Genomic DNA, 14,825 nt, shown 5'->3' with positions numbered 1-14,825 from the left:
ATCCTCAGCGCGAGACCGGCTGCCAGGCACCCTGCTCGATGCCGTCGACCAGCCGGTCGACCGCTTCGCGGATCGCCAGATCCAGCACCTTGCCGTTCAGGGTGGAGTCGTAGCCCGCGGTGCCGCCGAAGCCGACGATTTCGCGATTGCTCAGCGCCACTTCGCCTGCCCCGGACGCCGAATAGACGACTTCGGATGTCGTGACATCGACCACGTTGACGTCGACCTTGGCGTAGGCGACCTGCTCCTTGCCGCGACCCAGAATGCCGAAGAGCTGCTGATCGCCCGTGACCTTGCGGCCGAATGCCGTGACATCGCCGGTGACGACATAGCGCGCGCCCTGGACCTGCGCGGCCTGCTTGTTGAAGCCGGCTTCCTGGGCGATCTCGGTCAGATTTTCGCGATCCATCACCTGAAAGCGATGGGTGCGTTGCAAATGGCTGATGAGAATCGTCTTGGCCTGACCGCCCAGGCGATCGACACCATCGGAGAACACGCCGCGCAGATAGTTGCTGCGGTTTTCGAACTTGCCTACGGAGATCGCGCTACGGGGGCCTTGGTAGGCCTTGGTGGCCGCGACCGAGGCAGGAACCGCCAGCGCCTGGGTGCGCTCGGTGGCGCAGCCCACCAATACCATTGCCATCAGCGCCAGCGCGCCGGTCTGGATAACGGTCTGCTTCATGTTTGACTGCCGCGCGCGCGAAACGACGCGGCCGCTCCCTCTGTCCAGGTGATTGGAGGGGCGATTCTAGGCAGACGGGCACATCACAAACGATCAGATTTATCCGAAAAACAGCGGCTTCTGCGGGGCTATGCGCCGCAGCGGCCGCGCGCCCTGCGTGGGCGGGCGGCCGAGCGCGGATCGGATCAGGCGTGCGGCAGCGTGGCTTGCATCGACGGCCGGGCATTGAAGCGGTCGAACCAGGCGGCGGTCTTGGGGTACGAGGCGCGCCAGCCGTAATCGGCATAGCGGAAATCCAGATAACCGAGCGCGCAGCCGAACGTGATCGTGCCGATGTCGACGCGATCGCCCAGGCTGTCGGCCTGCTGCTCGATACGCGCGAGACTGCTCGCGAGTTTCTCCATCTGGCCCTTGAGCCACCCTTCCCAACGCAGCTCCGCCGGACGCAACGCGGTCTCGTAGCGCGCCAGCAGCGCGGCATCGAGCAGGCCGTCACCCAGCGACTGCTGCGTCAGGGCCTGCCAGCGCGCACTGCCCTCGCGCGGAAACAGCTTGCCGCCCGCCTCGGCATCGAGGTATTCGCAGATCACGCGGCTGTCGTACAGCGCCTCGTTGGCGTCGGTCAGGAAGGTCGGCACCTTGCCCAGCGGATTGCTCGCCACCACGGTCTGATCGCGGGTCACCGGATTGGCCGCCGCAGGCAGCTTCTCGATGCGGTCGGCCAGACCAAGCTCGTGCGCCACGACCAGGCATTTGCGCACATAGGGCGAGGCGGGCGAGAAATAGATCTTCATGCAATGCTCCTTCGATGATGGGACAGCGGGATCGCGGGACGCCGGCCGCGCCGGAATGGATGCGTGACGCGCAGTGTCTGCGCGCATCGTAAGCCGCGCGGCAGCGCGGGCCAAGACCCCGATCGATGTTTCGCTCGCCGCGCGCCGCTCGCCGCGCGCCGCTCGCCCTCCCCCACCATACACGCGACGCGCCACACGCGACACGATGGTGCATCGACGCGCGCCGATGCGCGCGCGGCGCGACGGCCCGAGCGGATTCAGGAGAACGTCAACGAGGGATGGGCGGGCGAGCGATCGGCGCTGCCGCGCGCCTCGCAGCAAGGCCGGGCCCCGATCACGACGCCACGAACCGACGCCGTGCCGGACTGAGCCGGGCCGCGGGCCCCCGAGCATGGCCCGGTTCCGATCACGGCGCCCCGAAGAGACGCCGTGCCGGACTCAGCCGTGCCGCGGCGGGGCCTGGGGGTCGGGTTCGGCCACGGCCACGCCGGGCGGCGGCTGCTGACCGAAATCGGGGTACCAGAGGGCGAAGTCTTCGGCCGGCATCGGGCGCGAATACAGAAAGCCCTGGATCGACGCCACGCCGCGGGCGCGCAGATAGTTGAACTGCGCGACGATCTCCACGCCCTCGGCCACCAGACCCAGATTGAGCCGGTGCGCGAGGCTGATGATGGCGTCGAGCACCGGCGCGTCGTCGTCTTCGCGTTCGATGGCGCGCACGAAACCGATATCGACCTTAAGATAGTCGACCGGGAAGCGCTCGAGATACGTGAGCGAGCAGTAGCCGGTGCCGAAATCGTCGATCGCGACGCGCACGCCTTCGCTGCGCAGCACCTCGATGTGGTGACGCGCGCGGCCGGCGTCGTCGACCAGGCTGCGCTCGGTGATCTCGAGCACGAGCGTGGGCTGCGTGGCGGACACGGACTCGAGAAAGGTGCGCACGTCGTCGAGCAGCACCGGATCGGAGAGATGCGAGGCGTGCAGGTTGACCGCGACCCGGAAGCCCGGCGGGGTGTCCCATTGCTGCAGATCGGCCGCGACCAGCCCGAAGATGTGCTGCGTGAGCGGGATGATCATGCCTTCGGCCTCTGCCATCGGAATGAACACGTCGGGCCGCATGTTCTCGCCGGGGCGCGACCAGCGCACCAGCGCCTCGACGCCTTCGCATTTGCCGCTGGCCAGGCCGTAGATGGGCTGGTAATGCATGTGGAACTCGCCGGCGCGGATCGCGCGGGCGATGCGCACGCGCGCCGGGCTTTCGCTCTGCTGCAGCCGGTAGCACAGCCACACGAGCAGCGCGCCGATGATGCCGCCCACGGGCACGAAACGCCACAGCGCCTCGCGCCACGTGTCGCGCAGCTTTTTCTCGGGCGTCCAGATGGCGATCGAGGTCTCGGTGTATTTGCCGCGGGCGCGTTCCTGGTAGAGCAGCACGTCGGCCTGGCTGGCTACCGCGGGCCCGCGCGCCGAGCCAGAGAGCGTCATGCCCTCGCCCAGGCGCAGTTCGATGCGGTATTCACCGAGCGGGGCCACCGAACGCAGCAGGTCCAGCAGATACTGACCATCGATGATGGTGACGACGGCGCGGCCGTTGAGCGCCGGCTCGGCGACCAGCAGCGCGGGACGATTGGGCGAGAGCGCGGTGCCGGGCACCAGGGCCATCCATTGGCCCGGCATGCGTTCGATCGGCCAGTCGCTCAAGGGCAGATCGATCATGCCGGCGGAGGCCGAACAGTAGGCTCGGTCGTTCTGCAGCAGCATCAGCGAGCGGAAATACGGCTCGGCGGTGCTCATGCGGCGCAATTCGGGCAGCGCCGCCGGACACGACAACGCGGTGAGCGGCACCAGCTGGTCGATCATCTGGCGCGCCTTGTCGAGGATGGTGTCGACCTGATTGCGCACCACATTGGCGGCCACCGCGGCATCGGCGTGCTCGTGCCTGCGGGCCTCGACCCAGCTCAACAACACGGCCAGCAGCACCGGTACCAGCGCAGCCAGGATAAGCAACACCAGACTGACGAATGAGCTGCGGTAGCGGATGGGGCTTTCGGGCAAAGGCGGCCTCGGAGGCGGTTATTGGATCGGACACGCATGACACGCATGGCGTCCCGGTAACGCCCGGCCACAAGGCTAGCACGGCCACCGCTCATGCGGTGCGACCGTGGCCGCCCCGCGACAACCACGATCGTGTTAACGTCGCCGGCGTTCGCAATTCTTTCGCTGCGACCATGGCTTTGGTATTGGCACGTTTTCTGTTCGGACTCTCGGTCACCCTGGCGGCGGTGCTGCTGCTGCTGGGTGCGGCCGCGCTGGGCCTGCGCGCCGTGCGCGCCCTCTTCGGCCGCGTCGACGACGAGCGCCATCAGGCGATCGGCAGCGGCGTCCTGATTTTCATTCTCGTAGCCGCCGCGCTCGCGCTGATCTATTTCAGCGGTACGTGGCTGCACGGCGCGCTCGGCGAATGGCTGGCGCCGGGCGACCGCGCCTGGCTGGGCGGCGGCGAACACCTGCCGGCCGGCGCCGTGCTCGGCGCGATCGCCGCCGTGGGATTGCTGGCCTACGCGCCGGCGCTTGCCCGCCTGCGCCACCGTGCCGGCGAGGACGGCGCCAAGCCGGCGCCGGCCCGCAAGACCGCGACGCAAGGGGAACTGGAACTCGAGAAGACCCAGGCCAAAGCCGCCCGCGCGACGCCCAAAAAAACGACCAGAAAAGTGGTGGCGCCGCCGCCCAAGGGCCCGCGCATCGCCGTGCTGGGCCGCAGCGCCGCCTTCGTGCTGGCGCTGGGCGCGTTGCTGCTGACGTTCTCGTATATCGTGGCGCCGCAAGGGCTGCCCCTGCCGCCCGACTGGACGGCGCTGCAGACGAGCCCGCTGGCCCAGCGCGCCCGGCCGGTCTATCTCGCCGCCTATCTCTTGCTCGCAGCCGGTACCGCCCTGCTCGGGCTCTGGTTCATCATCCGTCGTCCGGCGCCGCGCTGAGCATCCCGCATAGCGGGAATCCGCCCGCCCGAGACGGGGTGCCTCGGCGCCGCCGGCGTCAGCCGATCCGCATCTCGAGCGGCGTGCGCCGCAGAAAGCGCTCCATCGCGGCCAGGAACACGCGCTCCACCGTGGAGAGCTTGCGCTGCTTGTGCCAGGTGAGGAACACGTCGATCTCGGCGACGCTGTGCTCCGGCGGCAGGCGCCGCAGTTCGCCCGCCACCACGTCCTGACGGATCATGTGTTCGGGCAGAAAGCTCAGCCCCACCCCCGCGACCACCATGCGGCGGATCTCTTCGATGTGCGGCGAGGTGCCCACGATACGGCCGCTGAAGCCCTGCTGATCGCGGAAGATCGTGAGCGGCGACAGCGTGTCGCCGAGCTGGTCGCTGGCGAAGCACACGAAATTCTGGTCGAGCAGGTCTTCGATGCGCACATGCCGGCGCGAGAACAGCGGATGATGGCGGCCGCACACGACCGCATAGCGATGCTGCAGGAACAGCCGCCGTTCGAGATTCTCGATCGCCTTGCGGCACAGGCAGATGCCGAGCGCCGGCACGCGCTTGGCGAGCGAATCCAGAATGGCCGCGCTCTGCATCACGTCGACGTAGAACTCGACCTTGGGGTAGCGCCGGTGGAACTGCGCCAGGAAATCATCGTAGGCCGGGCTCTGGATCTTGCTCATGACCAGCAGGCGCAGCGTGCCGGCCACCTCGCCCTCGTCGTCGGCGGCCGCGCCATCGATGCGCGCCACCATGCCGTACATCTCGCGCGCCAGCGCATAGATCTCTTCGCCCAGGCCCGTGAGGCGGAACTCGCCATTGCGCCGATGCAGCAGCACCCCGCCCACGGCGTCTTCGAGGCGCTTGAGCGCCTGGCTCACGGCGGGCTGGCTCAGGTGCAGCGCCGTGGCCGCGCGGCCGACGCCGCGCTCCTGCACGACGAACATGAAGGTGCGCAGCAGGTTCCAGTCCATGCGCTCGGGCGCGAGCGGCGTATACGGCGTGAGGACAGGTTTGGACGGCAAAGAGGCAGACATGACGGACGAGGACCAAAAAAAGGCGGCCGAAGCCGCCTTTTCCGGTGCGGTCGCGCGAGCGCTCAGGCGCCGGCCAGACCGCCGAAGAAACGCTCGGCGTTGTTCTCCAGACCTTCGATATAGTAGCCGCCCTCTTGCACGATGAGGGTGGGCAGCTTGAAAGCGCCCACGGCACGGCCCAGACGCTCGAAGCCGTCGGAGCTGACCGCCACCATGGCCTGGGGGTCTTTCTCGAACACGTCGAAGCCCAGCGACAGCACCAGCGCATCGGGCTGGAACAACTCGATGGCGCGCTGCGCCTGCGTCATCTTGTCGAAGAACACCGACTCGGGCGAGCCATGCGGCATGGGTAGGTTGATGTTGTAGCCATGGCCCTCACCCTCGCCGCGCTCGTCTTCGTAGCCCGCCACGACGGGATAGAAGTTCTCGGGATCGCCGTGGATCGACACGTACAGCACGTCGCTGCGCTCGTAGAAGATCTCCTGGATGCCCTGGCCGTGGTGCATATCGGTATCGAGGATCGCCACGCGGCCATACTTGGCGCGCAGCATCTGCGCCGCGATGGCGGCGTTGTTCAGATAGCAGAAGCCGCCGGCGGCGTCGCGACGGGCGTGGTGCCCGGGCGGACGGCAGATGGCGTAGGCGTGCGCGTCGCCGTCGAGCAGCGCCTGCGCGCCGGCGATGGCGCTCTGCGCCGACCAGTAGGCCGACTGGAAGGTGTGCGGGCCGACCGGGCAGCTGCCGTCGGCCAGATAGCGCGCGGCCTGCGCCAGCACGCCGCGCAACGCGTTGCGCTCGCGCACGAACACGTTCGAGACCACCTCATTGCCCCAGTCGTCGGGCAAGGCCTTCCATTGCTCGTGCGCGCTTTGCAGAAAGCGCAGGTAGTCGAGCGAATGCACGGCCGAGATCGCGCCCGCGCCGGCATCGGTGGGCTGGCGCACGTCGAACTTGAGCGCGCGCGCCGCGTCCACCAGCGCATCCAGGCGCGAGGGCACTTCCTGCGGCTTACGCATCATGCCGCGCGAAAAATAGGTCTGCGGGTGGTGCAGTTTCTGATCGTCGTGAAAAAACGCTTTCATGTGGCTTTTTTCCCCTTGTTTCAGTGGGCCGCGACGCCCGGACGGCGTTGCGACAGGAACATGACCGACAGCATGGACAGCAGCGAGATCGCGCTGAACAGCAGGGCCAGCGGCCACCATTGACCCTTGAATTGCTGGGCCAGAATGGTGCCCACGATCGGCGTGAGACCGCCGAAGATCGCGCCCGAGATCTGATAGGCCATCGAGATGCCGGTGTAGCGGATCCGGGTGGGGAACGTGTCGCTCACGTAGCCCGCGATCACCGCATAGTAGGCGCCCATGAACAACACGGCCACGCCCACGCCGAGCGTGAGGCTCAGCAGCGTGCCCTGGTCGACCAGGTTGAACATCGCGTACGGCGTGAAGATCGACACGAACGAGGTCAGCAGCAGGAAGCGGCGATAGCCGATGCGCGATGCGATGTAGGCCGACAGCGGCGTGATGATGAACTGCATGATCGACACGACCAGCAGGCAATCCAGGATCACCCCGCGGCTCAGGCCAACGTATTGCGTCGTGTAGGCCAGCATGAAGGTGTTGGTGAAATAGAAGCCCGCGATGCCCAGCACGTTGGCGCCCACGGCCAGGGCCAGCAGGCCCGGCGCGCCGCGCAGCACTTCGAGCAGCGGCGCCTTATCTTCGACCGGCGCCGAGGCCGCACGCGCTGCCTTGTCCTTGGCCTTGCGCTCTTGCTCGGCCAGGAAGTCGGGCGATTCGTTCACGCCCATGCGGATCGCGAAGCCCACCACCAGCAGCGCGGCGCTGAACAGGAACGGCACGCGCCAGCCCCAGTCCATGAACGCCGCGTCGTCCATCGACGTGACGATCTTGAACATCACCATCGACAGAATCAGGCCGGCCGGGCTGCCCAGCTGGGCAAACGAGGCGAAGAACGTGCGCTTGTTCTCGTCGGGCGAGTGCTCGCCGGCCATCAGCACGGCGCCGCCCCATTCGCCACCGACGGCGATACCCTGGATGAAGCGCAGCACCACCAGCAAGACCGGCGCCCAGAAGCCGATCGACGCGTAGGTCGGCAACAGGCCGATCAGCACCGTGACCGTGCCCATCATGAGCAGCGTGATCACCAGCGACTTCTTGCGGCCGATGCGGTCACCGATGTGGCCGAACACCGCGCCGCCCAGCGGCCGGGCGAAGAAGCCCACGGCGAACGTGCCGAAGGCCGCCAACGTGCCGTAGAAGCCGTCGGCCGACGGGAAGAACAGCTTGCCGAAGACCAGCGCGGCGGCGGTGGCGTAGATATAAAAGTCGTACCACTCGATCATGGTGCCGACAAAGGCTGCGACGGACGCGCGCACCGGTTGATGCCGCTGCGTGTTCGTTTTGGTATTCCCCTGCATGACTCTCTCGAATTGAGTTCGGACCGGCCGGATGTGCCAGGACGCCGCCTTTATACGTCTGGCGCAAGTCATAAGAAAAATTCTAATTATTTATTTTCTACATTCGCTCAACTTATGGCACGCCGCTTGCGCACTGCGGCGGGCAGGCGCAAATCGCGAGCGAAACCGCAGAATTGTTCTTTTTATTCAATGGTTTGGCGCAAATTGTCCGGGCGCGGACCCGAGCGCAGGCGACCCGATACCGGGCCGGCAATTGCCGCCCGCGCCGCCCTTTTGGGGCCGCTATCCTAGGGAAACCACGGGGGTGCCCGGGGCGGTCGGGGACGCAGCAGTGTGGCCGGCTCGCGCGCCGGACGCCGTTCAGGAGGGGGCGACGTCAGCCCGACATCAAGACGCGGAAAGCTTGAGCGCGAACGCGACGAGCACGCCGGAAAAGGTCCAGCGCTGCACCGTCTGGGCTCGCGGATGCCGCCGCAACCAGCCCGACAGCCCGGCCGCGCCGAAGGTGAGCGCGATGTCGAACACCACGCCGACCGCCACCAGCAGCGTGCCCAGCGCCAGCATCTGCGACCACACCGGCCCGCCCAGCGGATCGATGAACTGCGGCAGCAGCACCGAGCAGAACAACAGCGCCTTGGGATTGAGCAGATTGCCCATGAAGCCGCGCAGCATGGCGGCGCGCCATGCGCCCGGCAGCCGCCCGATGGCCGCGGAGGCCGTTTCGAGCCGGAACAGCGGCGCCCGGAAAATCTGCACCGCGATGTAGATCAGATAGAGCGCCCCCACGATGCGCACGGTCTCGTAGAGCCAGGGCGCGCTGCGCAGCAGCGCAGCCAGGCCGCAGGCGGACAGCGTGACCTGCACGGCGCGGGCGAGCGCCAGCCCCGCCCCGGTGGCCAGCCCCTGGCGCACCCCGCGCGTGAGACTGGACTGCAAGACCAGCGCCATGTCGGGCCCCGGCATGGCATAGACGAGGGCCAGGGTGCCGACGAAAACCGTGAGCGTGGAGAGCGTGATCATGAGAACGGTGGGGCCGCGCGGGCCCGGCTGAGACGGGGTTGTACCGGACGCCATGATGCGCCAGACCCCCGGCCGATTCACGGCAATTTCGGCTCAGCGTGCGTAGAATATTGGGGGATTCCGCCAACAAACTTCGCTTTACGCATGAATAGCCCCTTGAATACGCTGGACCGCGTCGATCGCGCCATTCTGGCCGCGCTGCAGCGCGACGGACGCCTTCCGATCAGCCGCCTGGCCGAGCAGGTGAACCTGAGCGAAACGCCCTGCGCGCGCCGCCTCAAACGGCTGGAGCAGGAGGGCTATATCGAGGGGTATCGCGCGGTGCTGTCGCGCAAGGCGCTGGATCTGGGCGTGATCGCGTTCGCGCAGATCCGCTTCAATACGCACGACCGGACCGTGTCCGACCGCTTCGAGCGCGAGGTGCTGGCGCTGCCGCAGATCGTGGCCTGCCACAACATCTCGGGCAGCGCGGATTATCTCGTGCAGATCGTGGCGCGCGATCTCGAGACCTACGGCGTGTTCGTGCGCGACGTGCTGCGCGCCCTGCCGGGCGTGACATCGGTGGAATCGATGCTGTCGCTGCAGGAGGTCAAGCGCGACGTGGGCCTGCCGGTGCGTTGACACCGGCCGCCACGAGCCGCGCCCGGCCACTCAGGCCGGGAGCCACGCCCGACGTTGCAGGCCACACGCCGACGCAGCGCCGCGCTCAGATCCCGGTGTCGGGATAGTTGGGGCCGGCGTCGTGGAAGCCGCCGCTGCTATAGGGATTGACCGCGCCCGGATGCGGCGGGCCGCCCTCGCCCATGCCGGCGCAGCCGGAGAGCATCAGCGCGGCGGCCAGCAGGGCCAGCCAGGTGTACGTACGGCCCCGGGCCGGGTGGCCCGGGACAGCTTGAAAACGTGTGGCGAAAGCGGTGGGTGCACGCATGGGAGTCTCCTGATCGGCGCTGCCGGCGGGCGCGCCGCAACACCATTCTGTCTTGCAGCCATTGTGCGCCTGAGCGCCACGCGTGCCAACCGCGTAGGCGCTGCTCAGACGCCCGGCTCCGCCACGGCCGCGCCTTCGATGCCGTGGCGCTGCAACGCCTGCGCCACGAAGCCGGAGGACTTCATCGATTCGACAAACGCGGCCAGGTAAGCGGCGGCGTCCGCGCCGCGCGATTTGGGCACGCCCATCGCCTGGCGGATCAGCATGAAATGCCCATCGAGCAGACGCAATCCGCCCAGACGCGCGGCGTCGGCCTGCAACTGCTGCTTCACGCCGGCGGCGACCTCGAAGCCCCCGTCGAGGAAGGTCTGCACCACGGTGGGCGAGGTGGGCGCACGCTCGATCGTGGCCTGCTTGAGCTCGCGGCTCAGGTATAGGTCATAGGCGCTGCCCTTGCCGACCGTCACGCGATTTCCCGGGGCGTCGACCTCGTCGCGTGCGCGGATGGGGGAATCGTCGCGCACCAGGTAGGCGCCTTCGATCACGACATATGCGCCGGTGAAGGCGATGTGCTCGCCGCGCTTGGGATCGATGGCGAAGAAGCCGATATCGGCCTGGCCCTGCTCGACGGCCTGGACCGATTCTCCTGCCGATGCGAACACGACGAGATCCAGCGGCACGCCGAGCCGGCGCGCGAGTTCGCCCGCGAGGTCGACCGACACGCCACCGGCCTGCCCGCTGGCGGTGTCGCCGTGCGCGAGAATCGGGTTGCCGACATTGATCGAGGCACGCAGGCGCCCGGCCGGCGCGAAGGCCTCGCGCAGCGAGGGAGGCACGGAGGTGGCGTCGGACATGGAATCTCCTTGGATTAAGGTGAAGCGAGCAAGGGCCGGATGCCAGCGAGATTGTCGAGGGTACGGCCCAGGTGACGCGCGAGCGCCTGCGCGGCCTCGCGCTGATGGCCCGCCTCCAGCAGATCGAGGATCTGCAGATGCTGCCGGCAATGCTCGACGTAGCGCTCGCGGTCCTGCATGGAACGATACGACAACAATCGGCGCACGCGGTTCACGCGGCGGATGGTGTCGATGAAAAAGGGATTGTTGCTGCCTTCGACGAGCGCCTCGTGAAACCGCACGCCCCGTTCGTGCAGCTGATCGGGGCTGTCGGTCTCGATGCCGCCGGCGAGCAGGCGCTCCTCGGCGGCCCGGCACTCGGCCAATACCTCGGGCGCGATGTAATACCCCGGCTCCAGCAATGCCGCCGGTTCGAGCGCCAGCCGCAGGCGATACGACTGCAGCAGGCTGTCGGGGGTCGTCAGCATCTCGGAGAACACCCAGCCGTAGCCGGGCGTGCGCTCGATCCAGCCTTCCTGCGCAATGCGCGTGAGCAGCGCCGTCAGTTGCGCGGGCGTCAGGCCGTAGCGGGCCCGCAACGCGCTTTCGGTACACGTCAGCGGCAGCTCGCCGCGCAGCAGATCCTCGGCCACCTGAAAGTACACCCGCGTGACGTCATCGACCTGCGTAAGCTCCAGGCGGTGGGTCTGGCGCGCGCTCAGCGCGTCCAGCGGCTGGGCCAGAAAATAGCCACGATTGGGCAGATGCCGCAACAGCCCCTGCTCATGCAATCGGGCAAGCGCCTGGTTCACCGGCGAGCGCGACACGCGCAGGCGGTCGGCCAGTTGCTGGGCGGCGAGGTGCGTGCCGACCGCGATCTGATCTTGACGCAGCAGCTCGACGATACGGTTCAGGACGGCGTTGGGGCCGGACATGATTCGAGGTCTCGATACGAAGAGAACGAAAGGCGAAAGCGGCGCCACACGCGCCGCCACGCCATGCGCCCGCCAGAATACCCGCGATCCTTGGCGCCGTGCAGACAAGCGTTTGATTCAAACAGTGTTGGGTCGAACCCGACGCGTTCAGGCGCCGGGCCGGAGCCCGCCATCGGACGTCCGGGGCACGGCGTCGCCGACCTCGCCCGCCTGCAGGTCCCACAGCCGCCGGAATGGCCCCTGGACGCGCAACAGATCGTTCAGCGTGCCGTCTTCCACGATACGCCCGTCCTCCATCACCACGACGCGGTCGTAGCGCGTGAGCGTGGACAGCCGATGCGCGACGGCAACCACGGTGCGGTTGCGCATGAGATCCGCCAGCCCCTCTTTGATGAGTAATTCGGAATGGCTGTCGAGCGCCGAGGTCGCCTCGTCCAGCAGCAGAATCGGCGCGTCTTTCAGGAAGGCGCGCGCGATGCCGATGCGCTGGCGCTGGCCGCCCGAGAGCTGCGCGCCCCGTTCGCCCACCATGGTGTCGTACCCCTGCGGCAGGGCCGCGATGAAGGCGTCGCAATGCGCGTGCCGCGCCGCCCGCCGCACCGCTTCGTCGCTGGCCGACGGCTGCCCGTAGCGGATGTTCTCCATGATCGAGCGGCCAAACAGGCTGATGTCCTGCGGCACCACGGCGACAACCTCGCGCAGGCTCTGCGCCGTGACGTCGCGGATATCCTGTCCGTCGATCATGATGCTGCCGGCCGTCGGCCAGTCGCCCCGCTGCAACAGCCACAGCAGCGTCGACTTGCCCGCGCCCGATTCGCCGACGATGCCGATTTTCTGCCCGGCCGGAATGCGCAGGTCGATGCCGTCGAGCGCGGGCCCCTTGCCGGGATAGCGGTAGCGCAGGCCCTGCAGGGCGATCTCGCCCTGACCACAATGCAACACGCGTGCGCCGGGCAGGTCCGCCGTTTCGTGCGGCTGCGCAATCACGTCCAGCGTCTCCGCGATCACGCCGACATGCTGAGAAGTGCCGACGAGCGCCAGCGCAAGGTCGCGTGAGCCGTGCAGGATACGAAAGGTCAGCGCGCTCACCAGCACCACATCGCCCGGCGTCGCGGCGCCTGCCTGCCACGCGCGCAGCACCCAGATCAACATGCCACTGGCCATGAACCACAGCAGCAGGTCGTGCAGCACCCGCGCTTTCTCCACGTGCATCCAGCTGCGCCGCTGCGCGCGCGCTTCCAGGCCGAGCTTCTCTTCGAGCCGGGCACGCTCGCGCTGCTGCGCCGCGAACGCCTGCACGGCCCACATGTTCGACAGCGTGTCGACGAGCTCGCCGCCCACGCGCGCGGCCTGTTCACCGTAGAGCCGGTGCAGCGCCCGCCCGCGTACACCGAAGATCAGGATGACCGACGCCGTCAGCGCAACGAAGCCGAGCAGCGCCAGCGCCATGGTCCCGTCGACCAGCGTGAGCACGACCACCGCGCCGATGAAGTCCACGCAGGGCGGCACGATGTTCCAGGTCATCGCGCCATAGATCGCGCCCGCCGACGCCGCCGTCGTGGAGATGCGGTTGCCCAGCGCCCCCGAATGGTGGCGGTGAAAGTAACTCGCCGAATGGTGCGTCAAGTGCGAAAACAGCTCCGCGCGCAGGTCCGCGCACGCCTGCACGATCGCGCGGCAACCGAGCCAGCCGCTGCTGCGCCAGAGCACGGATTCAAGCGCGATCATGCCGAGGAACAGCGCGAGCGCGTGCCACACCGGCACCGCAGGCGTGCTGGCCGACATGGCGTCGACGATGAGCTTCATCGCGTACTGGACCACCACGGCGCAGATGCCGGCGCACACCACCACGGCGGCCAGCACGCCGAACCACACGGGCCGGGCACGCACATAACGCATCAGGAAGGCCGCCGGTCCCGGCGCCGCCGGTCCGTTCAGAAGCGGCTGCATGGCTCAGGCTCGCAGCAGGCCAGCCAGGTCCGGCGCGGCCCTGTTCACATCGCGCCGGCGCAGCAAGCGGAAGCGCTCCGTCTGCCGGCGCAGCTCGAGCGACAAGGCAGGATGCACCTGCCGCTCGCCGCCGCCGTCCGCCAGCCCCAACAGACCGGTCGGGCAGTGGCGATCGTCTTCCCAGCCGGGGTAGTCCGTGACCGGATACAGGCAGATGCCCGCCACCGGCACGTCCGCGCCCAGCGCCGCCACCACTTCGTCGGCCACGTAGGCGAGCCAGGGAGCGCGCGCGTCGCCCTCCGCGCCGGTCTCGGCCAACAGCACCGGCCGATCGTAGCGATCATGCACCTGCTGCAACAACGCACGCAGCGGCCGGTAGCCCGCTTCGCCTGGCCAGACGGTCGGCCCGTTCAGGCGCCACTGGTTGTGCGGATAGAAATTCACGGCGACCACGTCGAGCAGCTTCTCGTGCCCGCCAAGATCCGGGTCCGAGCGGCCCGCCACCATGTCCCAGGCCTCGAATTGCGCCTGGTTCGCCTCGTGCGCCGCCGCGGGGTCGCCCGCCGCGGGATCGCCCGCCGCGGGATCGCCCGCCGCGGGGCCGCCCGCCGCGGGATCATCTTCGAGGCCCGGATGCACCGCGATCAGGGGTTCCGCCGTGATGAGGCGCGCGCCCGGATCCACTTCCTGAATCGCGGCGCTGGCCTGGATCGCGGCACGCGCCAGCTGGCGCTTGAGCTCCCGCCCCCGTCCGTAGGCCATCGGGCCGAAGTGCGCCATGTCGCCCGCCGCCCAGCTCCAGTACGACATCTCGTTGATCGGGCAGTACATCGGCTGCAGCGCGGACTCTTCGCGCAGCAGCCGCGCCGTGGCGCCCGCGAAGCGCGCGAACGCCTCCGGGAACCGCGGCGACCAGATGTCGAGCCAGTGGGGCCAGCCGTAGTGGCACAGATCCCAGATCACCTGCACGCCATTCGCGTTCGCGGCGGCCACCTGCGGCAACAGACTGCGCCAGTCATAGGCGCCGGGCGTCGCCGCGACGCGATGCCAGCGCACCCCGTCACGCACCGTGCGCAGGCCGTGATGTGCCGCGGCGGCGTAGTCCCGCATCGCGTGGAGGTCGTGGTGCGTGGAGGCAATGAGGTCGAGTTGCCGGCCATCAGGGAAGCGATGGCATGAGCATTCGAAGCCCCCCTGCATGAAGCTGAAGAATGGCGTTCGCATGC

The 14,825-nt window shown here is 68.2% G+C and carries 14 protein-coding genes; 2 read left to right on the top strand and 12 right to left on the bottom strand.

Annotated elements, in window-relative coordinates:
• Positions 1–4: 4 nt before the first annotated feature.
• The 3 genes from CEK29_RS04065 to CEK29_RS04055 all read right to left on the bottom strand — a co-directional run bounded on the left by CEK29_RS04065 (position 5) and on the right by CEK29_RS04055 (position 3,531).
• The gene (locus tag CEK29_RS04065) at positions 5–682 is read right to left on the bottom strand and encodes a CsgG/HfaB family protein (RefSeq protein WP_094803660.1); all 678 of its coding nucleotides are present in this window, start codon (positions 680–682) and stop codon (positions 5–7) included.
• 185 nt (positions 683–867) lie between these two features.
• Positions 868–1,476 (bottom strand): glutathione S-transferase, encoded by a 609-nt coding sequence (locus CEK29_RS04060; RefSeq protein ID WP_094857400.1) that lies wholly within the window; start codon positions 1,474–1,476, stop codon positions 868–870.
• Positions 1,477–1,914: 438 nt separating this feature from the next.
• A complete protein-coding gene (locus CEK29_RS04055; protein WP_094803664.1) occupies positions 1,915–3,531 on the bottom strand; it encodes an EAL domain-containing protein in 1,617 nt (538 codons plus the stop codon).
• 173 nt (positions 3,532–3,704) lie between these two features.
• Between CEK29_RS04055 and CEK29_RS04050 the strand changes: the two genes are divergently transcribed.
• Positions 3,705–4,454 (top strand): hypothetical protein, encoded by a 750-nt coding sequence (locus tag CEK29_RS04050; RefSeq protein WP_141217967.1) that lies wholly within the window; start codon positions 3,705–3,707, stop codon positions 4,452–4,454.
• A gap of 58 nt (positions 4,455–4,512) precedes the next feature.
• Here the strand turns inward: CEK29_RS04050 and CEK29_RS04045 are convergent, their stop codons facing one another.
• From CEK29_RS04045 to CEK29_RS04030, 4 genes are all read right to left on the bottom strand, one after another.
• Positions 4,513–5,430, bottom strand: coding sequence for a LysR family transcriptional regulator (locus CEK29_RS04045; protein WP_170948569.1), 918 nt, complete (start codon positions 5,428–5,430; stop codon positions 4,513–4,515).
• A 125-nt stretch (positions 5,431–5,555) separates the two neighbouring features.
• Positions 5,556–6,575 carry a histone deacetylase family protein gene (locus CEK29_RS04040; protein WP_094803670.1) on the bottom strand — a complete coding sequence of 340 codons (1,020 nt, stop codon included), beginning with the start codon at positions 6,573–6,575 and terminating at the stop codon, positions 5,556–5,558.
• Between the two features lie 20 nt (positions 6,576–6,595).
• A complete protein-coding gene (locus tag CEK29_RS04035; RefSeq protein WP_176456832.1) occupies positions 6,596–7,933 on the bottom strand; it encodes an MFS transporter in 1,338 nt (445 codons plus the stop codon).
• A gap of 387 nt (positions 7,934–8,320) precedes the next feature.
• Positions 8,321–8,953 carry a LysE family translocator gene (locus CEK29_RS04030; protein ID WP_094803674.1) on the bottom strand — a complete coding sequence of 211 codons (633 nt, stop codon included), beginning with the start codon at positions 8,951–8,953 and terminating at the stop codon, positions 8,321–8,323.
• Between the two features lie 144 nt (positions 8,954–9,097).
• Here CEK29_RS04030 and CEK29_RS04025 point away from each other — a divergent pair, with 144 nt between their 5' ends.
• On the top strand, positions 9,098–9,574 hold the full coding sequence (locus CEK29_RS04025) for an Lrp/AsnC family transcriptional regulator (RefSeq protein ID WP_432759257.1): 477 nt from the start codon (positions 9,098–9,100) through the stop codon (positions 9,572–9,574).
• Between the two features lie 85 nt (positions 9,575–9,659).
• On the opposite strand, the gene CEK29_RS23795 is transcribed toward CEK29_RS04025, so the two are convergent.
• The 5 genes from CEK29_RS23795 to CEK29_RS23790 form a co-directional block, all read right to left on the bottom strand.
• Positions 9,660–9,881, bottom strand: a complete 222-nt coding sequence (locus CEK29_RS23795; RefSeq protein WP_176456827.1) for a hypothetical protein — start codon at positions 9,879–9,881, stop codon at positions 9,660–9,662.
• Positions 9,882–9,985: 104 nt separating this feature from the next.
• Entirely contained in the window at positions 9,986–10,735 is a 750-nt protein-coding gene (locus CEK29_RS04015) for an ABC transporter substrate-binding protein (protein ID WP_094857398.1), read from the bottom strand.
• 14 nt (positions 10,736–10,749) lie between these two features.
• The gene (locus CEK29_RS04010) at positions 10,750–11,649 is read right to left on the bottom strand and encodes a GntR family transcriptional regulator (protein WP_094857397.1); all 900 of its coding nucleotides are present in this window, start codon (positions 11,647–11,649) and stop codon (positions 10,750–10,752) included.
• Between the two features lie 147 nt (positions 11,650–11,796).
• A complete protein-coding gene (locus CEK29_RS04005) occupies positions 11,797–13,599 on the bottom strand; it encodes an ABC transporter ATP-binding protein (protein WP_094857396.1) in 1,803 nt (600 codons plus the stop codon).
• A gap of 3 nt (positions 13,600–13,602) precedes the next feature.
• Complete coding sequence (locus CEK29_RS23790; protein ID WP_217903861.1) at positions 13,603–14,823, bottom strand: beta-glucosidase; 1,221 nt, start codon at positions 14,821–14,823, stop codon at positions 13,603–13,605.
• Positions 14,824–14,825: the final 2 nt, after the last annotated feature.

This window comes from Bordetella genomosp. 5 (assembly GCF_002261475.1).
GTDB lineage: Bacteria > Pseudomonadota > Gammaproteobacteria > Burkholderiales > Burkholderiaceae_B > Bordetella.
This window is presented reverse-complemented; position numbering and strand designations above follow the sequence as displayed.